The organism is Streptomyces sp. NEAU-174, assembly GCF_052665095.1.
Genome location: NZ_JBQTCE010000002.1, coordinates 762,500 through 788,171, shown reverse-complemented (window position 1 = coordinate 788,171; position 25,672 = coordinate 762,500). Strand labels below are relative to the sequence as shown.

Sequence of the window (25,672 nt, the reverse complement as noted above, 5' to 3'; positions counted from 1 at the left end):
ACCATCGCTACCCACGGGAGGCCTCATGCCGACCAGGAGAACACTCAGGTACCTGACGGGAATCGCCTCGATCCTCGCCCTGCTGGCCACGGCGCCGGGACCGGTCGCCACCGCCCAACCGCCCGCCGCGCAGGCGGCCCCCGCCACCTCCGCCACGGCCACCTCCGCCACGGCCACCTCCGCCCCCGCGGCCGACGCCTGGCAGCCGCCGCTGTCGACCCGCGGCCGGTACATCGTGGACGCCAAGGGTGACCGCTTCCGGCTCAAGTCGGCCAACTGGGACGGCGCGCAGGGCTCGTGGACGGGGAGCGGCAGTATTGACGACCCCGCCAACCACCACTCCGGGCAGAACTCCTCCGGTATCCCCCTCGGTCTGGACCGGGTGCCCCTGCCGACACTGCTCGCCGACTTCCACCGGCTGGGCATCAACAGCATCCGGCTGCCGTTCTCCAACGAGATGATCCACACCACGGCGGCCGTCCCGGACAGCGCCGTAGCCGCCAACACCCAACTGCGCGGAAGGACACCCCTCCAGATCTTCGACGCCGTGGTGTCCGCCCTCAGCCGGGACGGCTTCGCCGTCATCCTCAACAACCACACCAACACCACCCGCTGGTGCTGCGGCATCGACGGCAACGAGCGGTGGAACAGCGGCCAGTCCACGCAAGCATGGATCGACGACTGGGTCTTCATGGCCCGCCGTTACGCCGACGAACCACGTGTGGTGGGCGCCGACCTCTACAACGAGGTGCGCCGCGACGTCCTGGACGACCCCAACTGGGGCCTCGGCGACGCGCACGACTGGTACACCGCCGCGCAGCGCGCCGCCGACCGCATCCTCACCGAGGCCGACCCCGACCTCCTCATCGTGATCGAGGGCATCAACTGGACCGGGATTCCGGTGGACGGGCTGCCCCACGAGCGCCCCACCCTGGCCCCCGCGCGCACCCTCTCGCACACCCTCACCGGCGCCCACAAGCTGGTGTACTCGGCCCACTTCTACGGATACACCGGCCCGCGCCACAGCGGTGCCACCGGCGTCGGCGAGACACACGACCCCCGGTACCAGGACCTCAGCCGCGATGAGCTGTATCGAACCCTCACCGACCAGGCGTTCTTCATCGCCGAGGACAGCGGGAAGCACTACACGGCACCCGTGTGGATCAGCGAGTTCGGCATCGGATCGGCCGAGACGGGCACCGCGCCGCGCGCCTGGTTCACCCATATCACCGACTACTTCGCCGACCGTGACGCCGACTTCGCCTACTGGCCGCTCGTGGGCTGGGAAGGCCACGACGACTGGTCGCTGCTGCGCTACGACGCCACGGGCCGCAGATACGGAATCCTCGACCAGGGCGACTGGCGCGGCACGGCGTGGCGGCGGCTGATGACCGCGCCCGAACGCACCGGCCCCGTCGACCGCGTCCCGGCCTGGCGCATGCTCGTCACCGACCACGGCGACCATGTGCAGTCCCTGATCGAACGGGGCCGGGGCGACTGGGATCCGGGCGCCTACAAGGCGGCCTGCCCCGATGGGCTGCGGCTGATCGGCCTCAGCCACACCTCCGGGCGCGGGCTGTGCACCGACACCGGCGCCGACGACCCGCGCGCCCCCGGCACCGCCCATACGGTCGTCACGGACGAACGGTACGTGCCCGCCGGTGGCGACTGGGCCTCCGGCTACACCAAGTTCCAGTGCCCCTCGGACCAGTTCCTCATCGGCTACAGCCGCCGTGGCGGCCGGGTGTCCGCCGCGCTGTGCGCCCCGGCCCGGACCCCGTTGGGCACCACGGGACGTACGGTCTGGTTCGACCGCTCCGACAACCGGCCCGTCGACGCCGCGGGGGGCGACTTCGCCCACGGCGCCTACAAGGGCCAGTGCGCGGACGGCGAGTACGCCGCCGGTATCGCCTTCACCACGCGGGTGGGCGGCTCCGGCAGCCCGGACGCGCTGCTGTGCCGCCGCCTGTCCTGAGCTTGAGCTGTCGTCCGCACCCTTGCTGAAATCTGACGGTGCGTCATATCGTAAAGCGGTGCGCGCAGCCGTTGTCGCACGACACACGCTCAACGGATCAGGAGTTACGGGGTGGAGCCGCACACCACACCCGGGGCCGCGCCGAAAGTACGTGCCCGCGCGGTGACCCGCACCTTCGGGCACGGAACCCGGCAGGTGCACGCCCTCGGACCACTCGACATGGACATCCGGCACGGGGAGTTCTGCTGCATCGTCGGCCCGTCCGGATGCGGCAAGTCCACGTTCCTGCGCATCGTCGCCGGACTCGTCCGCCCCAGCGGTGGCGAGGTCGAGATTCGCGCGCGCCGCCGGCACCCGGCCGCGATGATCCCGCAGGACTACGGCATCTACGACTGGAAGACCGTGCTGGCCAACGTCCGCTTCGGCCTCGATGTGCGGCGGGTGCCGCGCAGGGCGGCCGACGCACGGGCCCGGGACTGGCTGGCCCGGCTCGGTCTCTCCGACTTCGCCGACGCCTACCCGGCCACCCTGTCGGGCGGGATGCGGCAGCGGGTGGCGATCGCCCGCGCGCTCGCGGTGGAGCCGGAGGTGCTGCTCCTGGACGAACCGTTCGCCGCGCTCGACGCCCAGTTGCGCACCATCCTCCAGGACGAGTTGCTCGCGGTGTGCCAGGCCACCCGCACGACCGCAGTGTTCGTCACCCACAGCCTGGAGGAGGCGATCGTGCTCGGGGACCGGGTGGTGGTGATGTCGGCCAGACCTGGCAGGGTGATCGCCGAACGGCACCCGCCGTTCGAACGCCCGCGCACCGGGGCGATGCGCCACGCTCCGCAGTTCGCCGCGTTGCGGTCCGAGCTGTGGGAACTCCTGCGCGACGAGGTACAGCGGGGCGGGGCCGGTGCCACCGCTCCGGCGGACCCGGTGGGGAAGCCCTCATGAAGGGCGAGAACACGGCGGCCTCGGTCCCGGCCGCGCGGCCCGGTGAACACCCCGGTGAACGCCCCGGTGAAGGCGAACGGGGCGGCGGGTCCGCCGAGACGACGCTGCTGGTGCGGCGCCCCGGCCCTGGGGAGCGCGATCCGGTCCGCGCCCACCGGCGCCGCCGTGCCATCGAACTCTCCCTCGCCCTCGCCGTGCCCGCCGCGCTGATCCTGCTGTGGCAGCTCGCCGCGGATCAGCGCTGGATCGACTCGCGTATCTACCCCGCGCCGTCCACGATCGCGGCGGACGGCTGGCAGCGCGCCGCCGACGGCAAACTGTGGCCGGACGTATGGGCCACGCTGAAGCGGGTGATCGCCGGTTACGCGCTCGGCACCGCCGCGGGCTATCTCTTCGGGCTGCTGATGGGCGCGCTGCGGATGGTCCGCGCGGCGCTGGAACCGTTGCTCGACGCCCTGTACGTCGTGCCCAAGCTCGCGCTGCTCCCCGTGTTCCTCAATATGTTCGGCCTCGGCGAGGGTCCCCAGATCGCGCTCGTCGCGACCACCGTCTTCTTCTTCGTGTGGATCTCCACGATGGCCGCCGTGATGGGCGTCGCCGAGGGCCACCGGGAGGCCGGGCAGGTATTCGGCGCCGGTCCCTGGCAGATGTTCCGCCATGTCCTGCTGCCCGCCTCACTGCCGCAGGTTCTCGTCGGCATGCGGGTCGCGGCCGGGGTGGCGGTCCTGGTCATCGTGGCCTCCGAGCAGATCGCCGCGAACGACGGCCTCGGCCACTTGATCTTCGACTCGCGGACGCTGTTCCAGAACGACGTGATGTTCGTCGGCATCGTCTGCGTGGCCGTGCTCGGCGTGGTCTTCTCCGAACTCGTCCGGTTCATCGGCCGCCGGCTCACCCCCTGGGCGCCGCGGGATCGCGGCCGGCCCCAGTCCTGACCCTCACCTCGGCTCCGACCCCCGGCCCCCGACCCTCGACCCCCGGCCCCCGGCTCCTGGAAGGCGGCACCCATGGCACGGACACCCTCCCTCGCCCGCGCCCTGCTCACCGGCGTGACCCTGCTGGGCGTCCTCGGCTCCCTCGCCGCCTGCGACGCGCAGACCTCGGAGTCGGCGGGTCCGGGCACGCGCGGCAAGCCCCGCCCGATCGCCCCGGTCGCGGGCTGCGCCAAGGGCTGGACCGACCCCTCCGACAGGTCCGCCGGCCGCGGGCCCGCCCGTTGCGCGCCCGGCGCGCCCGCGCCGAAGCCGCTGAAGAAGAAGACGAAGGTCGTCGTCTCCGCCTCCACGCTGACCGCCGAGTATCTGGCGCCCCTGCGGATCGGCGTGGCGAAGGGCGAGTTCAGCAAGGAGAACCTCGATGTCGAGGTGAAGCTGCTGCCCACCCCGGACGCGCTGCCACTGCTCGCCAAGGGCGATGTCGACGTCCAGTACGCGGCGCCGGAGGCCGCCGTGCTCAACGGCATCCGGCAGGGGTTCGACATTCGCTGGGTCGCCGGCAACTTCACGCCCGCGCCCGGCTCCAGGAGCGGATTCTGGGCCAGGCTGCGGCCGGGGGAGACGGCGGGCGGGGTCAGCCTCAAGGACCGTACGGTCGGCACCCTCATCGGCAAGGGCTCGGTCATCACGTACCCGATGGAGAAGGTGCTCTCCGCGCACAAGGCCGACATGGACAGCGTCCGCTTCCAGCAGCTCGGCCCGGCCGAGGTGCTCGCCTCGCTGAAGAACGGCGGAGTGGACGCGGCCTGGCTGCTCGACCCGGTGTGGCGCCAGGTGGACGGCGACGCGGGCTACGCCTTCCTCGGCGGTCAGCCGAGGGGCGAACCGCTCGGCGGGCTCCTGTTCGGCCCCGATCTGCTGACCGGGGACCCGGACGCGGGGGTGGCGTTCCTGCGCGCCTACATCCGCACCGTCAACACCTACTTCGCCGGGGACTACAAGAAGGACAAGGCGTTCCTCGACGACCTCGGCGACGTGCTCAAGACCGAGCCGGACACGCTGGCCGCCGTGCCGTCGCTGCGCATGGACTGGGAGATTCGCGCGGGCACCGTGGACCGCCTCCAGAAGGCGTACGCCACCGCCGGGGTGGTGGAGGGTGACCCGCTGCCCGAGGACAAGGTCGTGGACCGCTCGTTCTACGCGGAGGCGGTCGGCCACAAGCCCTAGGGTCCTTCTGACGGATCTCCGCGGCGTCGCGACGCCCGGCACGCTCCCCCAGCTACCGCTGGGAGGTGCCCCCTCTCGCCGCACCGCACGAAAACCCAAGTAGCTCCGCTACGAGGGCTTCCGCGCGGCACGCCGAGAGCACGCTCCCCCAGCTACCGCTGGGAGGTGCCCCCTGACGCCGCTCCTTCCTCCGCGGAGATCCGTCAGAAGGACCCTAGCGCGCCCACTCCCTGGACCATGGCTCCACTTCCTGGACCATGGAGCTCGGCCACGCTGTTCAGCCCGCCGAACGGCCGCTAGTGTTGCCTGCGCCGTAGCGGGCCGACTCTCGCTCCGTGCCGCGCGTCAGATGCCGTGTGGCTACCCCCCACACGGATCCCGCGGCCCGGCCGGAATGGCCCCGCTGTCGCACTAAGGACATCGAAATGCACTTTCCTGCCTCCGCGCCGTCCGAGCTGGAGTCCCTGGCGGTCGAACCGCTGATGACACGGGACTTCGAGATCCGGCCCGCCTCGGTCTACGCACGCCTGCGGGCCCGGTACGGGCCGGTGGCGCCCGTCGATCTGCACGGGGTGCCGGTCTGGCTGGTGCTCGGCTACCGCGAGGTGCGGGAGGTGCTGCGCGACGAGAGCGCGTGGAAGAAGGACATCCAGCACTGGCGGTGGCTGCGCGAGGGCCGGGTGCCGTCCGACTGGCCGCATCTGCCCGGCTACCAGGTCAGCCATCTGCTGGTCCAGGACGACCAGCGGCACAAGGCGACCCGCGCCGCCGTGGAGGAGGCACTCGCCCCCTTCCAGGACTCCGACGCGCCCCAGTCCTGGGAGCTGGCGAACGCGGTCTCCCGCCACGCCGACGAGCTCATCACCTTCTTCGCGGACGGCAGCGAGAGCGGATGGGTGGACCTGGGCGCGCAGTTCGCCCGGGCGCTGCCGCTGATGGCCGTCAACCGGTTGTTCGGCTTCCCGGTCGACCAGGGCGACGACGTGTTCATGGACTCGTGGCGCATGGTGGACGGCGGCCCGGACGCCGCGGCGGCCGTGGGCCGGCTGGTGGCCGCGACGACCGAACTCGCCGCGTACAAGCGGCAGCACCCGGGTGACGACCTGACCACGCGGCTGCTGGCCGTCGAGCCCCCGCTGACGGTGGAGCAGATCGGCCTGGAGCTGTACGCGATCATCGTCATCATGTCCGAGCTGGTCAGCCACGCCATCACCAACAGCGTGCTGGAGGTGCTGGCCGGGGAGGCCGGGACGCGGGCCGGACTGATGGCGGGGCCGGTCGAGGAGCTGGTCAACCGCGTGCACATCGCCTCGCCGCCGTGGGTCAACCTCACCTTCCGCTTCCCCGCGGCCGACACCGACCTGGGGGACTTCCGGCTCGCCGCGGGCGATGTGGTGGTGCCCTCGATCGCCGCCGCGCACGGCGACCCGATGTTCGCCACGCCCGGCAGCCAGGACGCGTCGGTGAGTTCGCGTGCCCATCTGGCCTGGGGCGCGGGGCCGCACCAGTGCCCGGGCCGGGGGCTCGCCGACATGATCGTCACCACGGCGGTGGGCAAGCTGTTCGAACGGTGCGACTTCGAACTGGGTCTGCCTGTGGACCAGTTGCCCTGGCGCTCGTCCACGTATGTACGCGGGATGAAGTCCTTCCCGGTCCGGTACCGGATGCGGACGCGGCAGGCCCCGACGCCCCCGACCGCCGAAGCCCCGGCACCGGCGCCGCTGCCGGAACCCGCCCCATCCGCCCCCACCGAACCGGAACGGCCGCGCTCCGCGCTCTGGCGCTTCCTGGCAAGCCTGCGCCGAGGCTAGGGCGTCCCCGGCGCCCCGCAACGCCTGCGGCGCGCCGCTCCCCTCCCCGCCCCTCCCCAAAACTGGGTCTCCGCCCCAGACCCCGAAACCGGGTCTCCGCCCCAGGCCCCCGGAGCGGGGCTCCGCACTGGGGCTTCGCCCCAGACCCCGTTTGCTCCAGGACCCCGTGCCGGGATTTTGCTCCAGACCCCGGAGCGGGGCGCTGCGCCAGGTCCCCGTGCGGGGGGCTGCCCCAGGAACCCTGTGCCAGGGCTCCGCTCCAGACCCCGGAGCGGGGCTTTGCTCCAGATCCCGTGCCGGGGCCTCGCCTCAGATCCCGGAGCGGGGCTTTGCTCTGGACCCTGTGCCGGGGCTCTGCCCCAGGCCCCGCGCCGGGGCTCCGCGCCAGGTCGGTCCCCCGTGCCGGGGCTCTGCGCCAGACCCCGGAGCGGGGCTTCGCTTCAGACCCCGTGCCGGGGCTTCGCTCCAGACCCCCGTGTCCGGACCCCGCCCAGACCCCGAAACTAGGGCTCCGCCCCAGACCCCGTGCCGGGGCTTCGCCCACGTCCCCGTGCCGGGGCTCCGGCCCAGATCCCGGAACGGGGCTTCGCCCCGGACCCCGTTTGCTCCAGGACCCCGTGCCGGGGTTTTGCCCCAGGCCCCGGAACGGGGCTCTGCGCCAGGAACCCTGTGCCGGGGCTCTGCGCCAGACCCCCGGGCCGGGCCCCAGCCGGGGCTCCGCTCCAGACCCTCGGAGCGGGGCTTCGCCTCAGGCCCCCGTGCCCGGACTCCGCCCAGACCCCCGGAGCGGGACTCCGCCCCAGACCCCATGCCGGGCTGCGCCAGGGCCCCGGGCCGGGGTTCCGCCCGCACTCCGGGGTCCAGGGGCGGAGCCCCTGGTAGTGGGAAGGGGCGGGGAGGGGAGAGATCCGCCGGGTGCCCCATAGGCGTTCGCGCCCGAGCTCGGCGCGTTAGCCCCTTGTGCTGGGTCGTCGGGCTGTAGTCCGCTGGCCCTCATGAGGAGCATGAGGGTCATGAGCGCCATGAGGAAGCCGAGCCTTGCTACGCTGGTTGCCGCCCTGGTGGCGGGCTCCCTCTGCGCGGGTGCACCGCGAACGCGGGCCGAGGTCGCCGATGGCGGCGGCGGCATTCCGTTGTCGGCGGCCGCTTCCCCAGCCGAACTCGGCTTCGATCTCGACACGGTGACCATCCCGGAACTCCAGGCGCGGATGGCGAACGGTTCGCTGACCTCCTCCGCCCTCACCACCGCCTATCTGCGGCGGATCAAGGCCATCGACCCCACGATCCACGCGGTGCTGCGCACCGACCCGACCGCCCTGCGGCAGGCGGCCGCCAGCGATGCCAGGCACCGGCGCGGCCAGACCCGGGGCCCGCTCGACGGCGTACCCGTCCTCCTCAAGGACAATGTGAACACCCGCGACCTGCCCACGACCGCCGGTTCGCTCGCGCTGGCCGGAAGCCCGCCGGACACGGACGCCGCCCTGGTGACACGGCTGCGCGACGCGGGCGCGGTGATCCTCGGCAAGACCAATCTGTCCGAGTGGGCCAACTTCCGTGCCGCGAAGCCGACTTCGGGATGGTCGGCCGTCGGCGGGCAGACCAACAACCCCTACGTACTGGACCGCAATCCCTGTGGCTCGTCCGCCGGTTCGGGCGCCGCGCTCGCCGCGTCGCTGGCGCAGGTGGCGATCGGCACCGAGACCGACGGCTCCATCGTGTGCCCGGCGGGGATGAACGGGGTGGTCGGCCACAAGCCCAGCATCGGCCGCGTCAGCCAGTCCGGAGTGGTCCCGATCTCCGCCGAGCAGGACACCGCGGGGCCGATGGCGCGCAATGTGATCGACACCGCGCTCACCTTCGCGGTGCTCAGCGGCACCACACGCCCCGGCGATCCCGCCGCCCTCCCAAAGGCGCCCGCGAAGACGCCCGCGAAGACGCCCGTGAAGACGCCCGCGAAGACGCCCGGTTTGCGCGGCAAGCGCATCGGACTGTGGCGGCTGCCCTCGCTCGGGCCCGAGGTGGACGCCGTGATGACCCGTACCGGGAAGCGACTGCGCACGGCGGGAGCCGAGGTCGTCGAGGTGACACCGCCGTACCAGGACCGGCTGGCCGAGCTGGAATTCCCCGCGCTGCTCAGCGAGTTCCACCGGGACATCGACGCCTACCTCGCCACCCGCGAGGGCCCGCGCGACCTCGCCGAGCTGATCGAATTCAACCGCGCCCACCCGGCGGAGCAGAGCTGCTTCGCGGGCCAGGAGCTGTTCGAGCGGGCACTTGCCGCACCGCCCACCACCGACCCCGAATACCGGGCCATGCGCGCCGAGTTGAAGGACCTCTCGCGGCGGTCCATCGACGAGACGATGGCCACCCACCACCTGGACGCCATCGCCTCGCCGACGAACCCGCCCGCCTGGACCACCGACTGCGCACGCGGCGACAACGATGTGATCCCGTCCTCGACCCCCGCGGCCGTGGCCGGATACCCGTCCCTCTCGGTGCCCGCCGGGTTCGTGGACGAGCTGCCCGTGGGCGTGCTCCTGATGGCCGGTGACCAGGAGGACACCGAGCTGCTGTCGCTGGGCGCCGCGGTGGAGCACCGGCTGCACGCCTGGCGAGCGCCGCGCTACCTGCCGTCAGCGGGAACCGACGCCTCCCGGTGAACGGTCTGAACGACCTCAACGGCCTGAACAGTCTGAACGGTCTGAACGGCCCCATCGGAACGTCTGCCGCAAAAGCCACAGGCACTCGCGCTAGTGTGCGCGCGTGAACCTTCATGTCGTCATAGGATTCGGGCCCGCGGGGGCGGCCACTGCTCGGCTGCTCGCCGAAAGGGGCCATACAGTACGCGTCATCACCAGGTCGGGCCGCAGCCCGGAACCCGGTATCGAGCACGTCGCGCTGGACGCGACGGACAGCGAGCGACTGACCGAGGCCGTGCGGGGCGCGGCCGCCCTCTACAGCTGTGGCGCACCGCCCTACCACCGCTGGGCCAGTGAATGGCCGCCCCTGGCCGCGTCGCTCCGCACGGCCGCCGAGGCCACCGGGGCGGTCCTGGTCATGCTGGGCAATCTCTACGGCTACGGCCCGGTGGACGGCCCCATGACCGAGGAACTGCCGCTCGCGGCCACCGGCACCAAGGGGCGGGTGCGCGCCACCGTGTGGGAGCAGGCGCGCGACCTCCATGAGCAGGGCCGTATCAAGGCGGTCGAGGTGCGGGCCTCGGACTTCTTCGGGCCCGGAGTGACCGACGGCGGGCACCTCGCCGCGCGGGTCGTGCCACCCGTGCTGCGCGGCAAGTCCGTCTCCTCGCTCGGGGACCCCGACACCCCGCACAGCTGGAGCTACATCCCCGACGTGGCCGCCGCCCTGGCCGAGGTGGCGGGCGAGGAGCGGGCCTGGGGACGCGCCTGGCACGTACCGACGGCGCCCGCGCTGTCCACCCGGGAGATGGTCGACCGCCTCGCCACCGAGGCGGGGACCGGGCCGGTCGCGGTGCGCAGGCTGCCGTCGGCCGTGCTGGGTCTCGCGTCGCTGTTCTCCCCGCTGCTCCGCGAGCTCAAGGAGGTCCGCTACCAGTTCGACCGGCCCTTCATCATGGACGCGAGCGCCTACGAAGCCGAGTTCGCGGTGCGCGCCACCCCCGTCGACGATCAGGTCAAGGCGACGGTGGAGTGGTGGCGCGAGCGACTGGCCACCGCCGGGCGACGGCCGTGACAGCGAAGGAATCCACCGTGGGCGCGAACGGAACGCGGCGCGATGACGTCGCGATCGTGGGAATGGCCTGCCGGTTCCCGGGGGCGCGGAACGTCAACCAGTACTGGCGGCTGCTCAATGAACCGCGGGCGCAGTTCGCCACCGTCCCGGACTCCAGATGGCGCACCGCCACCTTCCTCAGCGACAACTTACGTGACACATCGGCTACCTATACGGACACCATGGCGCTGCTGCCGGACGTGGGCCACTTCGACGCGGCGCACTACGGCATCCCGCCACGCCGGGCCAGATCGATGGATCCGCAAGGGCGGCTGCTGATCGACCTGACCCGTGAGGCCATCCAGGACGCCGGATGGGAGGCCGAGGGCTTCGACCGCGAGGAGACCTCGGTGATCACGGCGCTCACCGAGAGCGGCTATCGCGAGATCACCACCATGCGCATCCGGATGCGCCAGCTGACCGGCGGCGAGTTCGGGGCGCGGGCCACCGATCCCCGGTGGCCGGAGACGGTCCGCGCGGTGGACGGGCTGCACGGCTCGTCCGTCGCCGGACTCCTGCTCAACATGGGGCCGAACACCGTCAGTTCGGTCTTCGATCTGCACGGCGAGAGCTATGCGCTGGACTCGGCGTGCTCCGGTGGCCTCATGGCCGTGGCCAACGCCGTGTTCGCACTGCGCGCGGGCCGCTGCCGCATCGCCCTCGCGGGCGGCGCCCAGCTGATCCTCGCCCCCGACCTGCTGGTGGGGCTGTGCCGGATCGGCGCCATCTCGCGCACCGGCAGATGCCTGCCGTTCGGCGCGGAGGCCGATGGCTTCGTCCTGGGGGAGGGCGCCGGGGTCCTGGCGCTGCGCCCCCTGTCCGACGCGCTGGCCGCCGGCGACCGGGTCTACGCGGTGATACGGGGCGTGGGCACGGCCAACGACGGGACCGTACAGGGCGGAATGCACCCCCAGGCGGCCGGTCAGCTCAGGGCCCTGCGCCGGGCCTACCGCGACGCCGATCTGACCCCGGACGCGGTGGGCTACCTCGAGGCGCACGGCACCGGGACCACCGTGGGCGATCCGGTCGAGGTCGGTGTCCTGGGCGAACTGCGGGGCACGCGGGGCGCACCCGCCTTCCTCGGCGCGGTGAAGGCGGTGGTCGGACACGCGCTCAACGCCGCCGGGATGGCGGGGCTCGTCAAGACCGTGCTGGCCGTGCACCGGGGAGTGATACCGCCTCAGCCGGAGTTCGACCTCGCCGACCGCTCCGGGCTCGACGCCGCGCGGCTGATCGTCCCGACGAAGCCCACCGTATGGCCGGAGTCCGGGCAGCCGCGCCGCGCGGGGGTGAGCGCGTTCGGCTTCGGCGGCACCGGCGTCCATCTGGTGGTCGAGGAGTGCGCCACCGCACCGGCTCGCCCCGCACCGGACGAGGGGCCGCGACTGCTGGTGCTGAGCGCCCGCGACCGGGCCGGGCTGGTCCGTTACGCCCGGGAGCTGGCCGACACCCTCGACCAGGACCGGCCGCCGCTGGCCGGGGTGGCGGACACCCTGGCCCGCCGGGCTCCGCTCGCCGAACGCCTCGCCCTGGTGGCCGAGGACACCGCCGACGCCGTCACCAAGCTGACCGCCGCCGCCGACGCGGTGGCGGCCGGCCGCACCGGGCGGCTCGGGCCGGGGCAGCTGACCGGCACCGTGCCACCCGGGGCGGAGCCGGAGGCGGCCGTGCCGGGCTCGCTGTCCGCCGGTGAACGCCCGGCCGCGTCCGCTGGGGAACGCTCGGCCGCGTCCGCTGGGGAACGCTCGGCCGCGCTGGCCCGGCTCGCCGAGCGCGCGGTCACCGGCGCGGGGCTCCGCCCGGTGCTGGAGCACATACCTCCCTGCACCCTGCCACCGAGCCCGCTCGCCCCGCGCCACCACTGGGCGGTGGACGAGTCGGCACGCGCCCCGGCGGAGGCCCCGCCCGCCCCCGTGGCGGTGGGAGAGGGCCGGACCGGGCCGGTGGACGCGCGGGCCGGTGGCGGCTCCGCGGCGTCCATCGTGCTCGAAGAGCTCTCGCGGACCGGCGTCTTCCCGCTCGCCGATCTGACCGAGCGGATGGAGCTGGTGACCGACCTCGGCTTCGACTCCCTGATGCTCCAGGAGCTGGAGGTCAACATCGGCAAGCGGATACCGGGATTCCGCACCGAGGAGATCTTCGCCCCCGACCTCACCGTGGCACGGCTGGTCGGACTGGTCGATCCGCATCTCACCGGGGATCCCACCGGGGAGCCCGTCCTCGGTGGGCCACCGCCCCGGGAGACACGGGGGGACGGGGACGTGCACGTGGACGGGGACGAGAACGGCGACTGGGACGCGGCGACCGCGTGCCCCGATGACTTCCCCGAGGTGCGCCAGTTCGAGGAGCGCCTGAGCACGATCACCGGCAGCGGCGCGGGCTTCCCGTACTTCCGCGTCCACCAGGGCACCATCCGCGATACGACCATGATCGGCGACAGGCCGTATCTGTCCTTCGGCAGCTACAACTACCTGGGGCTCTCCGGCCATCCGGCGGTCAACGAGGCCGTGCACCAGGCGGTGGACCGGTACGGGACCTCGGTCTCGGCGAGCCGGGTGCTCTCCGGCGAACGGGAGCTGACCGTACGGCTGGAGCGGGCGCTGGCCGACTTCCTCGGCACCGCGGACTGCCTGGCGCTGGTGAGCGGCCACGCCACCAACGTCACCGCGATCGGGCACCTCGTCGGGGCGCGGGACCTGGTGGTGCACGACGCGCTCGCCCACGACAGCATCCTCCAGGGCTGCGCCCTGTCCGGCGCGGCGCGGCGCCCGTTCGCCCACAACGACATCGGCGCGCTGGAGGACACACTGCGGCGCAACCGGTCCCGGTTCAGACGGGTGCTGATCGTCGTGGAGGGCGCGTACAGCATGGACGGCGACCTGGTGGACCTGCCCGCCGTGATCGAGCTGAAGCGGGCTTACGGCGCCCTGCTGATGGTCGACGAGGCGCACAGCATCGGCACCGTGGGCGAACGCGGCCGTGGCGTCGGCGAGTTCTTCGGCGTCGACCGGGCCGATGTGGACCTGTGGATGGGCACCCTGTCCAAGACGTTCGCCAGCTGCGGGGGCTATCTCGGCGGCTCGGCCCGGATGGTGCGGTGGCTGCGGCACACGCTGCCGGGCTTCGTCTACAGCGTCGGCCTGACCCCGGCCAACGCGGCCGCGGCGCTGGCCGCCACCGAGCTGATCGTCGCCGAACCCCACCGGGTACGCGCCCTGCGGCGCAACGCGGAGCTCTTCCTCGGCCTGGCCGCCTCGGCCGGTCTGGCGACGGGCACCAGCGCCCACACCCCGATCGTGCCGTGTCTCCTCGGCGACTCGGCGCGAACCCTGCGCATCGCGGACCGGCTGTTCGACCGCGGTGTGATCGCCGATCCGATCTTCCACCCCGCCGTGGAGGAGGGGCTCGCCAGGCTGCGGTTCTTCGTCACCAGCGAGCACCGTGAGGACGACATCCGGCGCACCGTGGCGATCCTGGCCGAGGAGGTGGCGGCCACCGGGGGATGAGTGAGGCACCGTCGGATCAACCTCAGATCAGGGTGCGTTCGATCCGGCTGAGCATGGCGTCCTGCCCGGCTGCCCCGGCGGCTCCCGCCGTGGGCGCGCCATGCCGCTCCTCGGTGCCGCCCACCCGTTGGGAGAGCAGATAGGCGATGATCTCCGCTTCCTGCTCCTGGACGTCGTCGTAGGTCGCGCGCAGGAGCATGTCACGCACGAGGTCGGGGTCGAGGTTGGGGAAGAGGAGGCGGGCGCTCGCCTCGTCCAGCCAACCCGCCCCGCGATGGCAGCAGATGATGTGGCCCAGCTCGTGCAAGATGATGTGCTCCTGATGCGCGCTGGTCGTGTTGGCGTCATAGAAGATGAGGTCCTCGTCGCGGGCGGCGACCCACATGCCGCAGGGGTGCGTCGCCGGCATCGGCATCGGGACCAGCGTGATCGGACGGCCGCGGACCTCGCCGAGATGGCGGCAGAGATCGGCCACATCGGCCACCTCCGGGAGGTCGAGGTCGGCGATCCGCCGCGCACCGGCCTTCCGGAGCTTCTTGAGCTGACTGCGACGGTCGTGATCGGCCGACCGTCCCTTGCCCGCGCTCCTCACCCAGCCGCACCCCTCAATCCGAGTCCGAGGTGTCGGCGACCGGCGGCAGGCCCTGGAGCTGCCGGTACTGATCCATGATGGTCGTGATGGCCTCGAGGTTCTCCTTCTTCATCCCCGCCGCGCGCATCGCCACGGCGCGGACCCCGGCCTGGCGCAGCGCCTCGATGGCGGCGATCTCGCTGAGCACCGACTCGGCGACCTCGTCGTCGAAGAAGTAGGCCACCGACACGCCGAAGAAGCGTGCCAGGGCGGCCAGCAGATCCGGTGAGGGATTGGACCGCTTGCCCGTCCGCAACTGCGACAGATACACGCCCCCGACCTTCAGTTCGGGGTTGGCCCGCTTGAGCTCCTCCGCCACCTCGGCGTTGGTCCAGTGCTTGCCCTTGGGACGAACCGTCTTGAAGAGGTTGTCCAGACGCACTGCCAGCATGGGCCGGTCGTCAGTCTCGGACATGCGAATCTCCCTCCCTCACCTCCTCGCTTTGCCCCCGGCTAATCGTCAGTTTCGCAGATTAGCGGTCAGTTGACAATCGGGCGCAACTCCGCCACCGTGGACCTCGCCGATAGCTGCCAGCTAACTCCGCTCACGGGGGTGGCCGAGTTGGTTGCCAGCCCTGTCGGCCTGGTCCGGCCCGGTCTTCCGGGTCCGGACCCGGGCCGGACCGAGTGGGGCCACCCACTCGGCTCGGAAGAAGGAAAACGGGGGACACGGGGGAACACGGGGGAAGTCCCGCTCGGCCTGACGGGGGCAGACCGGGCGGGATCCACCCTCGGCGCGCAGGTGCCTACGGCCCCTCAGCGCGCTCGGTCCCTCGGCGCGCCGTGCCGGCCCTCAGCGCGCCTTGCCGAGCCGCCGGTAGGCGGAGGCCACCTTGGTGAGCCAGACGACCTCGGCCGTGAAGTTGTCCGTGTCGCGGTCCTCGAAGTCGCCGGTGTCCGCGTTGTCCTCGGGAATCGTGCCGGCGCGCTTGGCGTGCAGGGCCTGCCTGATCTGCGCCGCCTCGGCGAACGCCTGCCGGGACTCCTCGCTCCCCCTGGGGCCCGCCCCGCCGTCGCCGTTCCCGTCGCCGTTCGTGGTGCGGTCGATGTAGGGGCGCAACTCCCGCCATCCGTCCCGGATTTCGATGACCCTCCGGTGCAACCGGTAGTTGAGGTCGGAGACCGCGGCCCCGGGCGGCTCCAGGACGATGTCCGGCGAGGACTCGTACAGATCCCGCCACAGCGGATACAGCGCCCGGTAGGACCGGTAGCCGCGCGCCCACTCCAGCAGCCTGGTGGCCGACGGCCCCCAGGAGGAGATCGTCAGGGCCAGCGAGAGGGTGACGATGCCCAGCGCGCTGAAGACGGAGGCGGCCAGGGTCCAGGCGCCGATGTCGAGTCCGCACGCGGCCGTGAGGACGTTGACCACCCGGGCCAGGCAGTACAGGAAGAGGATCACCGCGGCGACGGAGAGCAGCCGCAGGGCCTGCCGCAGCGAGGTCTTGCTCGTCATCCGGGCGTAGGGCCCGCACTGGCGCAGGATGGTGACGCACGGAACCGCCTGGGAGACCATGAAGACCAGGAGGTAGGTGAGGACCAGCGGCTGGCCGCTGCCGGTGTTGAAGTCCTCGGCCGGCCGGCCGGGGCCGTCGGCGATCAGGAAGAGCGCCGTGAGGAGCGCGTTGAGGGCGATTCCGGTGATCAGCCAGTACCGGGCCTTGCGCCCCGACTCCTCGGCGTCGGCCGCCCAGCGCAGCAGGATGATCTGGGCGCTGACGCAGAAGGCGACCGCCGACAGGTGCATTACCAGGATCGCGAGGTTGCCGACGCCCAGGAAGCGCTCGCTCCCCATGGCGACGGCACCCATCGTGAAGGTGAGGCACTGCAACAGCAGGGTGACTAACAGCGTGCGGTAGGCGCTGTCCCGCCAGCCGCGTCTGACCTGGAACAGCCGGTAGACGAGGGCGGCGTACGACGACAGCGCCGCGATGACGAAGCAGAGAGTCTTGATGGTGTTCACGGCCCTTTCCCCCACAGGTGCCGCGGACGCGGCGAACGGTTCAGTCGGTGTTCTCGCCCAAGGGAACCACGAGTCCGATCCCCTCGGCCGCGACGGCGACGGCGTAGTCGAAGAACGCGGTCTCGTCCCGGACGCTGTCATGGGTGCGGCTGAAGACCTGGAACACCAGGAGCCCGATCAGGCTGCTCCACAGCACGATGCCGCGCTCGATGATGTCCGAGAACGGGGCCTCGGGCACCCCGCCGAACAGCTGCACCGCCTCCGGCAGCAGCAGCGGCGGCCCTGGCACCTCCCGCCGGGGCGCGGTGAGTTCACCGGCCTCAAGCGCCGACCGCACGATGCCGGCCAGCACCGCGGGGGTGCGCGAGGCGGGCGGGACGGTCTCCTGCGGGGCGTGGTAGTCCGGCACCGGCGAGCCGTAGACCAGCGTGAACTCGCCGGGGTTGGCGAAGGACCACCGGCGCAGCGCCCGCGTGACCGCGAGCAGCCGTGCGCCCGCCGACGCGCCCGCGTCCAGGGCGGCCCGGTCGGCCTCCTCCATCGCGGCGCCGGAGTCGTTGTAGGCGTCGATGAGCAGCGCGGTCAGCAGATCGTCCCGGTGCGGGAAGACGGCCTCCACCTCGCTGACGGAGAGGCCGCTCTCATGGGCGACGGCGGCCGGGGACAGCCCTCCGGCGCCCAGTTTCACCAGCAGTTGGCGTGCGGTGGTCCTGATTGCCGCCGACGCCCCGGAGTTGTCGTCGGCGGAATGTGTTAAGGAAACATCCATGGGCCAAACCGTACCGGTGCCACGGCAGTCCGCGCCTCGCCGACCCTGACCTGAACCCTGACCCCGGAGGGGTCTTCGCGGCTATGGTGAGCGGGATGTGAGCGGTTGTACGGGCTCGGCGGGGGACGCGCGCCGACGCCGCGAGGGAGGGGCTGCTGTGGACGGCGGCACGGTGGGGCTGCGGATCGCTTCGGCAGTGGTCGTGCCGGTGATCAAACGACTGCTGCTGCCGCCCGCGAGCGCGCCCGGCGCGGAGTACGGCGAACGGCCCGTACCGATCCGCCGGCTGCTCTCGTTCGCCAAGGAGCACCGCACCCTCACCGAGGACGATCTGCACAAGCTCGCCCGCGAGCTGGTCCGCCGCGCCGTGCGGGCCGCCGGGCCGCACGATCCGCCGATCGGCGCCGATGAGCACGACTCCGTGGGGCAGGCGCTGACCCGCACCCTGCACGCGCTCGGCGATCTCGACATGGACGACGTGCACGCCTTCGCGCTCGGCCCGGAGCGGCTGGCCGCCGAGCTGTCCCGGCGCGCGGGCCCCGACACCCGCAGGCTGCTCAGCGACGACGCGGCCCGCTTCCACGACCGGCTCCTGGAGACGGCCTGCGTCCACCTCATGCGCTTCTTCAGCCAGCGGCCCGGGTTCGCGGCCCGAGCCCAGATCGAGCAGAGCCGCGAGATCCGGGAGCAGAGCGAGAAATTGGACGCCATCCTGCGGCGGCTGCCCGACATCAGCCGCCAGGACGAACAGTTCGAGGAGGAGTACGCGGCCTACGTCGTCGAGTGCCACGGCAGGCTCACCATCTACGGCGTGGACCTGCGCGAACCGGACGGCCAGGACTGGCCGCTGGAGACCGCGTATCTGAGCCTCCAGGCCAGGCCCTACCGCGATGGCACCGACCGGGTGCCGGTGGTGAACGGCGAGCCCGGCGCCGACCGGGACACCGAGACCGAGCGGGCCCCGGGCCCGGCCGAGGCGGTCTTCGCCACCCAGGAGCGGGTGCTGCTGCGCGGGGTCGCCGGCACCGGCAAGACCACCCTCGTCCAGTGGCTCGCGCTCTCCACGGCGCAGCAGGAGCGGGTGCCGGGCGGGCTGTCCCAGCTGTTCGGGCGGGTCCCGTTCGTGCTGCCGCTGCGCACCCTGGCGCGCAAGGACTCCGAACTGCCGATGCCCGACGACTTCCTGCGCTGGATCGGCTGCCCGCTGGTGGGCACCGAGCCCGACGGCTGGGCCGCGCGGGTGCTGCGGCACGGGCGCGGAGTGCTCCTGATCGACGGGGCCGACGAGATCCCGAAGGACGACCGGACCCGCGTACGGGCCTGGCTGAGGAAGCTGCTCGCCGTCTTCCCCGGCAATCTGTGGCTGCTCACCTCCCGCCCCGCCGCCCTCGAACGGGGCTGGCTGGCCCGCGAGGGCTTCCAGGAGTTCACGCTCGCCGCGATGCGGCCCGCCGACATGAAGCAGTTCATCCGCCGCTGGCACACGGCCGCGGGGGCCTCGCAGGAGCTCGGCGACTCGCTCACACAGTCCCTGCGCAGCAGCCCCGAGCTGAGCCGCCTGGCGACCAACCCGCTGATGTGCGGCCTGATCTGCGCCCTGCACCGGGAGCGGCGCGGCTTCCTGCCCCAGGGCCGCGCCTCCCTGTACGAGGCGGCGCTTTCCATGCTCCTGGAGCGGCGCGACCTGGAGCGCGAGGTGTACGGGCGCAGCCGTAAGCCCGTCCTGGACCAGAAGTCGGCCACCGAGCCGCTCCAGAGGCTCGCGTACTGGCTGATCCGCAACGAGCGCACCCAGCTGGATCGCCCGGACGCGGTGAACGTGGTGCGGCGGCTTCAGCCGTCCGTGCCCCGTCTGGCGGAGGTGGGAACGGCGGAGGAGACCCTTCAGCACCTGCTGGAGCGCTCCGGTCTGCTGCGCGAACCCGCCCCGGGCGCGGTCAACTTCATTCACCGCACCTTCCAGGACTTCCTGGGCGCCAGGGCCGTGCTGGAGGAGCGCGATATGGGCATGCTGGTGAACAACGCACACCTGGACCAGTGGGAGGACGTGGTGCAGATGGCCGTCGCACAGGCTCGACACCAAGAGCGTGCCGACCTGCTGACCCGTTTGCGGGAGCGGGGCGACCGGGAGCAGGACGCGACGATCCAGGCGCGGTTACGGCTCCTCGCGCTCGCCTCCCTCGAACAGGCCACCCGCCTGGAGCCCACGGTCCGCGAGGCCATCGAGGACCGGGCCGCGCGGCTGCTTCCGCCGCGCAGTCTGCGGGAGGCCAGGTCACTCGCGCAGACCGGCCCGCTGCTGCTGGGCCTGCTGCCCGACGCCAAGGACCTGGAGGGCGACGAGGAGCTGGCCACGGTCCACGCGATCTGCCAGATCGGCGGGGACGCCGCCATCCCCAGGCTCCGCGAGTTCCTGGGCACCGGCCAGCCCGCGGTGCGCGCCCAGCTCCTCGCCCACTGGGACCGGTTCGACACCAAGGTGTACGCCGAGGAGATCGTACGGCCGCTCCTCGACACCGCGCCCGAGGAGATCGTCACGGTGCGCTCCCACGCCGAGCTGGAGGCCCTGCGCACCATGTCCGGCTATCAACGCGTCGGGCTGCACGGCGACTTCGCCCCCGAGGCGATCCGCGCCGCGCTCGATCCCCAGCATCTGCGCGAGCTGCGCCTGCGCAACACCCTCCAGCTGGAGGACCTCGATCTGCTCTCCGCCTATCCCGAGCTGGAGACCCTCGCCCTCCAGGGCTGCCGGAACGTGAAGGACCCCGCGCCGCTGACCCGGCTGCCCCGGCTGCGGCGGCTGGAGCTGCGGGACCTGCCGCAGTTCGAGCCGTTGCTGAAGCTGGCGGACTGCCCCCGGCTCGAAGGGCTTCTCATCGGGGCCGAGGTGCCCTGGCGCGGCCTGTCCGACCTGCCCCGCCCCGCCGAGCTGCGGCTGCTCTCACTGCCGTCGTCGGCGGCGCAGCTCGCGGGGATCGTGGAGTGCCGGGAGCTGGCGGAGCTGCGACTCCAGGACGCCAGCGAGCGGCTGACGCCGGACGAATGGGGCTCCCTCATCGCCGAGTTGCCCCAACTGCGCAAGCTGACGCTCTCGCCGCAACAGCTGAGCATGCTGCTGTTCGCGCCCCGCACCGAGATACCCCAGGTCACCCATCTGGATGTGTGGGCCAGGGCCGGTGTCGCGGTTCCGCTGCGGCGGATCGCCCGGCGGCTTCCGGGGCTTGAGGAGATCCATCTGTCGCAGGTGGCGGAGCTCGATCTGGCCTCCCTCGCCGGGCTGCGGCGGCTGCGCCGGGTGCGGCTGGTCTACCCGGGCGAGATCCGCGGCGCGGACTCGCTCCCCGAGAGCGTCGACCTCGACATCTATCCGCACCCCTGACCGGCACTCTCTCCGACGGTGCCGCGTTCACCTGGTGGGATGTTTACCAAAGGGGTAAATTCAGGATTGTAGGCGTAGTTGGTACGGATGTCAGCGGCTGATGTCTCGGGGGAGCGGTGCCGCCCGTCTCCGAGGTCACGGCTGCCGGGCAGCGGCGGACGACTGAGGCGGGTCGCAACGGGATGGGCGTATCGGAAGGGTCACCGCTCTATGGCCGGGACCCGGTGCTGCGCTCGCTCGTTCCCCGGCTGACCGGCCTGGCCTACGACGAGCGGTCCCGGACCGGCCGGGAGCACCAGGGCGATCTGCCCGTGGTGTTGCTCACGGGGTATCACGGCATGGGGCGCACCGCCGTCCTGGAAGAGCTGGCGGCGCGCTATCGGGACCGGCTGCCGCTGGCCCACGTCCGGGCCGTGGCCACCGAGTCCGCCACCTTCCCGCGCGCCCCGGCCGACGGCGGCACCCCCACCGCCGGCACCCTGGTGGAGATCCTCGCGGAGCTGGTGTGCGGGCTCGCCCCCGCGTTGCGCCGTCGCTTCCCCGTCCTGGTGCCCGGCCTGTTCGCCGTCTCCGGCTGGTACCACGGCAACGGCGAGCAGCGGGACGCCGCGTGTCTGCGGTTCGCCCGGCTGCTGCTCGCCTGCCGCCTCGCCGGCGGGGACGAGAACGCGCTGAGACACGCCTGGGCCACCGCCGTCGAAGGCCGTCTGGAGACCATCGACGCGGAGGCCGACGCGGAGTGGGGCCGGGACGCGGTCACCGCCGCCGTGGTGGCCGAGTACACCGACCGGCACCAGCCGGCCGCGGCACAGGAGTGGTACCGGGGGCGCTTCCCGCGGGGCGCGGACGGCCAGGATCCGCTGGTGCTGCTGGGGGAGTGGTTCCAGCGCGGCGGCGACTTCCGGCACGCGGCCGAGCAGAGCCTGATGGCCGCCTTCCTCCACGATGTCGCCTCCTCCTACGGCAGGCTCCAGCGGTGGAACCGCGAACCCTGGCCGCTCATCCTGCTCGACGACGCCCACTGCCCGTCCGGCCAGGACTTCCTCGACCTGCTCCTCGAACACCGGGCGCTGCCCGAGCGCCCCGACCACGAGGAGCTCGTCGTCGTGGCCACCCGCCTCGGCGGCCTACCCGAGGACGCCTCCGACGCCGTCCGCCGCGACCTGCCCGACCTGGTGAAGTCCTCCGGCTGGCGGCGCAGGGGCCTGTCCCCGTCCGCCGGGCTGCTCGCCGTCCCGCTCACCCCGCTGAGCCGGGACGACATCCTGCCCCTCCTGGTGCCCGGCCGGCCCGCCCGGCCGCTCCACCCCTATCTGGCCTCCGCCGTGCACTCCCTGACCGGCGGGCACCCCGCGGTGACCACCGTGCTGTGCGCGGCGGTCCTGGACGCCACCAAGCGGGGCCGCGGCGTGGACCCGCGCGACCTCCTCGAACTGAACGCGAAGGACGGCCGCCCGGTCACCGAGGCGCTCCTGGAGCGGCTGCTCCCTGACCGGCGCCAGCGCGACCGGCTGACCCTGCTCTCGCTCGCCCGCGACAGCACCGCGGCCGAGGCGCTGGCCGAGCATCTGCGGCTCCAGGGCCCGGACCAGCTGCCCGCCAACTCCGCCACCGACTACCTCGAAGAGCAGCAGTGGCAGCAGCTCACCCCGCCCGATCAGCCGCTGGTCACCGACGCGCTGCTGCGCACCCTGCTGGTGCACGAGGCGCGCCGCACCTCCTCGCGCGCCGAGGACGGCCGCAGCTGGCAGGACATCCACCGCTTCCTGCGGATGCACCACGCCCAGCGCGGTGAGAGCGGCGAGGCCGACGCGCTGCGGCACACCCTCGCGGCCGGAAACGCCGAAACGGTGGTGGCCATGCTGACGGAGGAGTTCCAGTCGGAGAAGGACGCCAATGCCGCCGCCCACTGGCTGCTGTGCCTCCAGTACGCGGCCACCGCGCCCACCCCACCGGCCGAGGAGTGGACCGACGAACGGATGCAGATCGCCCTCGGCGCGCACGACGGCCGGTACGCCGAGCTGCACGAGATCGAGCGCTGCGTCAACCGGCTGCTGCACGCCCTGTGGCATGTCTCCGAGCCGCACGCCGAGCCGGATCCCGATATGTGCAAGGCGGTCGGCGAGGAGCTGGCCTATCTCTCCCCGCGCCATCCGTCCTGGCACGCCGTCCTGGGCCAGGCGGCCCGCAACTGGCCCGCGGCGGCGCGGAAGAAGCGCCCCTTCCCTATCTCCGGTCAGTGAGGAAGCATGCTGCTCCGTCTGTTCCGCCGTCATCCTCGTGAGTGGGGGCCGCTCGAATGGCTGGCCGTCGTCGGAATCGGCGCCCTGGCCGCCGCCGCGATCACCATCGCCGTCACCATGGCGCAGGGCCCCGGCAGGTGCGGTGACGACCTGCGGGACATCGACGGGGACTGCGTGGGGGTCACCGAGGAGGCCTTCGAGGCGGACCCGGGCATCGAAAGCCTCATCGGGGCGGTGGCGGACGAGAACGCCCGGGTGAAGCGGGACTGGGAGGACCCGCCGAGCGGACCCAGGATCCCGTACGTACGGATCGCGCTGATGATGCCCTTCACCGCGGACGACCACAGCGCCATGACGGCGGACATGATCCGCCGCGGCATCGCGGGCGCCCTGGCCGCGCAGCGGCAGGCCAACCGCTTCGGCGGACCGCACTACCAGCTGCTGCTCGCCCCCGACGGCCGCAACCTCGACCAATGGGAGCCCGTCGTCGACCGTCTGGCCGAGCTGACCAAGGACACCCGGGCGCCGCTGGTCGGCGTGACGGGCATCCCCAGCAGCACACCGGAGACCCGTAAGGCGATCGCCGCGCTCAGCAGGCACAGCATCCCCACCGTCGGCCCGGTCATCACCGCGGCCAACATGAACTCCCCGTACTTCTTCAAGACCTCGCCCAACAACGACCAGTTCGCCCGCGCCCTCAAGCTCTACCTGGACCGGAAACCGGCCCGGCACAGAGGCTTCCTGGTCTGGGACAACCGCAGCGAGGACGTCTACTCCCAGAACCTGCGCAGCGTCTTCGAACGGCACTTCGGCGACGCGTACGACCTGACCAATCACAACTCGAACTTCACCGGCACCTCCGGAACCGACAAGGGCATCCCCCAGCGGTTCACCGACGCCGTCCAGAAGATCTGCAACGAGAAGTCCGACACCGTCTTCTTCGCGGGCCGCGACCAGGACCTGCCGGCCTTCATGGAGCGCATGGCGCAGGAGGGCAGCTGTGGGCGCACCACGACGCTGCGCATCCTGAAGGTCGGCATCGGCCTGGAGCCCACGCTCACCGGGGACGCGCCCCGCCGATGGCTGGACGAGGCACGCGCCACGATCGTCGACGCCTCCGCCGTCGACCCCGCCTGGTGGGCGGGGAAGGCCAAGCCCAAGAAGGCGCTCGGCCGCTTCCTCGACAGCTTCGAGGAGATCGGGGCCCAGCACAAGCTGGGCAAGAAGGCGCTCGACGACGGCTACGCCGTGATGTACCACGACGCCTTCACGCTGCTCGCGGGCGCCGTGGACCGCACCTTCGCCGAGATCAACGAGGGCGGCAAGAAGGCGCCGGAGGCGCTGAGCATCCCGACGAAGGACGATGTGTACAACACCCTCATCATCCCGAGCATCGCCGGTGACGGGTGCAGCTCCTGCCTGGTCGGCGCCGGAGGGACATACGGGTTCGAGGGCCCGGGCAAGAACGACCAATGGGCCGTGTGCAAGCCCGTGCCTGTGGTCGAGTTCCCGTCGAGCGCACGCTCCGGCGATCCGGGCGCGCCCGGCCTGTACCGCACCTACCGGAACGGATCCAAGAACGCCTGCCCCTCCTGACGCCGACCGCCGACCGCGCGCGGCGGTTCGCGGCGGTTCAGCCGGTCTTGCGCGCCACCCCGCCGTAGTAGCCGATCTCCCCGGGCCGGGTCGGCGGCGGGGCGTCCGGGCGCCAGAACGGGACCTCGGCCAGACCGGGCTCGACCAGGGTGAACCCGTCGAAGAACCGCTCGATCCGGTCCCGGGACCGCAGGCTCAAGGTGGCGGTGGCGGTCTCGTAGACGGCCGAGGCGGCGCTGCGGTCGGCGAAGTCGTCCGTGGCGTGGGAGAGCACCAGGAAGCTCCCGGCGGGCAGCGCGTCGCGCAGGGTGGCGACGACCCGCTCGGGCTGCTCCGCGTCGGTGAGGAAGTGCACGATGGCCACGAGGAGCAGCGCGACCGGCTGGTCGAAGTCGATGAGCTGACGGACCTCGGGGTGGTCCAGGACGGCCCGCGGGTCGCGCAGATCGGCGAGCGCGATGCTGGTCGCGGCCGAGCCGCGCAGCAGCACATTGGCGTACGTGTTGACGATCGGGTCGTTGTCGACGTACGCGACGCGCACGTCCGGCGCCGACTCGCGGGCGATCTCGTGCACATTGGGGGAGCTGGGCAGCCCGGTGCCGATGTCGAGGATCTGCCGGATTCCGCTGTCGACCACATGGCGCACGGCGCGGCGCAGGAAGTCGCGGTTGGCCCGTACGCCGCTCCACACCTCGGGCGCCGCGGCGGCGAGCCGGTCACCGGCCTCGCGGTCCACCTCGTAGTTGTTCTTGCCGCCCAGCAGGTAGTCGTAGATCCGGGCAGGATGCGGCCTGCTGGTATCGATCTCCTCGGCGCGGAAGCCGTTCTCCGTCAACGCAAGTCTCCTCTCGACGACCGTCACGGCCCCCGCCCGCGTTCGACTGGCGAACAGCTTGCCACACCAACGTCGGTGCCGGACGCCGGAGTTCTCCGCGCCCGGCCTTCCGG

General features: G+C 72.3%; 16 protein-coding genes. 11 read left to right on the top strand and 5 right to left on the bottom strand.

The window, feature by feature from the left end:
• The first annotated feature begins 25 nt into the window (after positions 1 to 25).
• The 8 genes from ACT2CW_RS08245 to ACT2CW_RS08210 all read left to right on the top strand — a co-directional run bounded on the left by ACT2CW_RS08245 (position 26) and on the right by ACT2CW_RS08210 (position 14,146).
• Entirely contained in the window at positions 26 to 1,975 is a 1,950-nt protein-coding gene (locus ACT2CW_RS08245; RefSeq protein ID WP_445516080.1) for a glycoside hydrolase family 5 protein, read from the top strand.
• A 111-nt stretch (positions 1,976 to 2,086) separates the two neighbouring features.
• Positions 2,087 to 2,914 carry an ABC transporter ATP-binding protein gene (locus ACT2CW_RS08240; protein WP_445516079.1) on the top strand — a complete coding sequence of 276 codons (828 nt, stop codon included), beginning with the start codon at positions 2,087 to 2,089 and terminating at the stop codon, positions 2,912 to 2,914.
• Positions 2,911 to 3,849 carry an ABC transporter permease gene (locus tag ACT2CW_RS08235; protein ID WP_445516078.1) on the top strand — a complete coding sequence of 313 codons (939 nt, stop codon included), beginning with the start codon at positions 2,911 to 2,913 and terminating at the stop codon, positions 3,847 to 3,849. The genes ACT2CW_RS08240 and ACT2CW_RS08235 overlap by 4 nt, the downstream gene beginning before the upstream one ends.
• Positions 3,850 to 3,921: 72 nt before the next feature.
• Positions 3,922 to 5,076 (top strand): ABC transporter substrate-binding protein, encoded by a 1,155-nt coding sequence (locus tag ACT2CW_RS08230; RefSeq protein ID WP_445516077.1) that lies wholly within the window; start codon positions 3,922 to 3,924, stop codon positions 5,074 to 5,076.
• A 425-nt stretch (positions 5,077 to 5,501) separates the two neighbouring features.
• Entirely contained in the window at positions 5,502 to 6,887 is a 1,386-nt protein-coding gene (locus ACT2CW_RS08225) for a cytochrome P450 (protein WP_445516076.1), read from the top strand.
• Positions 6,888 to 7,909: 1,022 nt separating this feature from the next.
• A complete protein-coding gene (locus ACT2CW_RS08220; RefSeq protein WP_445516234.1) occupies positions 7,910 to 9,547 on the top strand; it encodes an amidase in 1,638 nt (545 codons plus the stop codon).
• A 103-nt stretch (positions 9,548 to 9,650) separates the two neighbouring features.
• The gene (locus ACT2CW_RS08215; RefSeq protein WP_445516075.1) at positions 9,651 to 10,601 is read left to right on the top strand and encodes an NAD-dependent epimerase/dehydratase family protein; all 951 of its coding nucleotides are present in this window, start codon (positions 9,651 to 9,653) and stop codon (positions 10,599 to 10,601) included.
• Positions 10,602 to 10,663: 62 nt separating this feature from the next.
• Entirely contained in the window at positions 10,664 to 14,146 is a 3,483-nt protein-coding gene (locus ACT2CW_RS08210) for an aminotransferase class I/II-fold pyridoxal phosphate-dependent enzyme (protein WP_445516233.1), read from the top strand.
• A gap of 22 nt (positions 14,147 to 14,168) precedes the next feature.
• Here ACT2CW_RS08210 and ACT2CW_RS08205 read toward each other — a convergent pair whose 3' ends face one another.
• From ACT2CW_RS08205 to ACT2CW_RS08190, 4 genes are all read right to left on the bottom strand, one after another.
• Positions 14,169 to 14,738, bottom strand: a complete 570-nt coding sequence (locus ACT2CW_RS08205) for a toxin (RefSeq protein WP_445516074.1) — start codon at positions 14,736 to 14,738, stop codon at positions 14,169 to 14,171.
• A gap of 13 nt (positions 14,739 to 14,751) precedes the next feature.
• Positions 14,752 to 15,192 (bottom strand): helix-turn-helix domain-containing protein, encoded by a 441-nt coding sequence (locus ACT2CW_RS08200; RefSeq protein WP_164431822.1) that lies wholly within the window; start codon positions 15,190 to 15,192, stop codon positions 14,752 to 14,754.
• A gap of 378 nt (positions 15,193 to 15,570) precedes the next feature.
• Positions 15,571 to 16,737, bottom strand: a complete 1,167-nt coding sequence (locus tag ACT2CW_RS08195; protein WP_164431825.1) for an MAB_1171c family putative transporter — start codon at positions 16,735 to 16,737, stop codon at positions 15,571 to 15,573.
• 40 nt (positions 16,738 to 16,777) lie between these two features.
• On the bottom strand, positions 16,778 to 17,506 hold the full coding sequence (locus tag ACT2CW_RS08190; protein WP_445516073.1) for a WHG domain-containing protein: 729 nt from the start codon (positions 17,504 to 17,506) through the stop codon (positions 16,778 to 16,780).
• 157 nt (positions 17,507 to 17,663) lie between these two features.
• Here ACT2CW_RS08190 and ACT2CW_RS08185 point away from each other — a divergent pair, with 157 nt between their 5' ends.
• From ACT2CW_RS08185 to ACT2CW_RS08175, 3 genes are all read left to right on the top strand, one after another.
• A complete protein-coding gene (locus ACT2CW_RS08185; RefSeq protein ID WP_445516072.1) occupies positions 17,664 to 20,885 on the top strand; it encodes an NACHT domain-containing protein in 3,222 nt (1,073 codons plus the stop codon).
• Between the two features lie 182 nt (positions 20,886 to 21,067).
• Positions 21,068 to 23,128: an ATP-binding protein gene (locus tag ACT2CW_RS08180; protein WP_445516071.1), complete on the top strand. Its 2,061-nt coding sequence runs from the start codon at positions 21,068 to 21,070 to the stop codon at positions 23,126 to 23,128.
• A gap of 6 nt (positions 23,129 to 23,134) precedes the next feature.
• Positions 23,135 to 24,724 (top strand): ABC transporter substrate-binding protein, encoded by a 1,590-nt coding sequence (locus tag ACT2CW_RS08175; protein WP_445516070.1) that lies wholly within the window; start codon positions 23,135 to 23,137, stop codon positions 24,722 to 24,724.
• A 37-nt stretch (positions 24,725 to 24,761) separates the two neighbouring features.
• On the opposite strand, the gene ACT2CW_RS08170 is transcribed toward ACT2CW_RS08175, so the two are convergent.
• A complete protein-coding gene (locus tag ACT2CW_RS08170) occupies positions 24,762 to 25,559 on the bottom strand; it encodes an SAM-dependent methyltransferase (RefSeq protein ID WP_445516069.1) in 798 nt (265 codons plus the stop codon).
• Positions 25,560 to 25,672: the final 113 nt, after the last annotated feature.

Bases quoted from the DNA above. Each gene is read 5' to 3' on its own strand.
- ACT2CW_RS08175 (WP_445516070.1), top strand. From the start codon at position 23,135: ATGCTGCTCCGTCTGTTCCGCCGTCATCCTCGTGAGTGGGGGCCGCTC.
- ACT2CW_RS08180 (WP_445516071.1), top strand. From the start codon at position 21,068: ATGGGCGTATCGGAAGGGTCACCGCTCTATGGCCGGGACCCGGTGCTG.
- ACT2CW_RS08235 (WP_445516078.1), top strand. From the start codon at position 2,911: ATGAAGGGCGAGAACACGGCGGCCTCGGTCCCGGCCGCGCGGCCCGGT.
- ACT2CW_RS08245 (WP_445516080.1), top strand. From the start codon at position 26: ATGCCGACCAGGAGAACACTCAGGTACCTGACGGGAATCGCCTCGATC.
- ACT2CW_RS08200 (WP_164431822.1), bottom strand. From the start codon at position 15,192: ATGTCCGAGACTGACGACCGGCCCATGCTGGCAGTGCGTCTGGACAAC.
- ACT2CW_RS08190 (WP_445516073.1), bottom strand. From the start codon at position 17,506: ATGGATGTTTCCTTAACACATTCCGCCGACGACAACTCCGGGGCGTCG.
- ACT2CW_RS08230 (WP_445516077.1), top strand. From the start codon at position 3,922: ATGGCACGGACACCCTCCCTCGCCCGCGCCCTGCTCACCGGCGTGACC.
- ACT2CW_RS08220 (WP_445516234.1), top strand. From the start codon at position 7,910: ATGAGGAAGCCGAGCCTTGCTACGCTGGTTGCCGCCCTGGTGGCGGGC.
- ACT2CW_RS08225 (WP_445516076.1), top strand. From the start codon at position 5,502: ATGCACTTTCCTGCCTCCGCGCCGTCCGAGCTGGAGTCCCTGGCGGTC.
- ACT2CW_RS08210 (WP_445516233.1), top strand. From the start codon at position 10,664: ATGGCCTGCCGGTTCCCGGGGGCGCGGAACGTCAACCAGTACTGGCGG.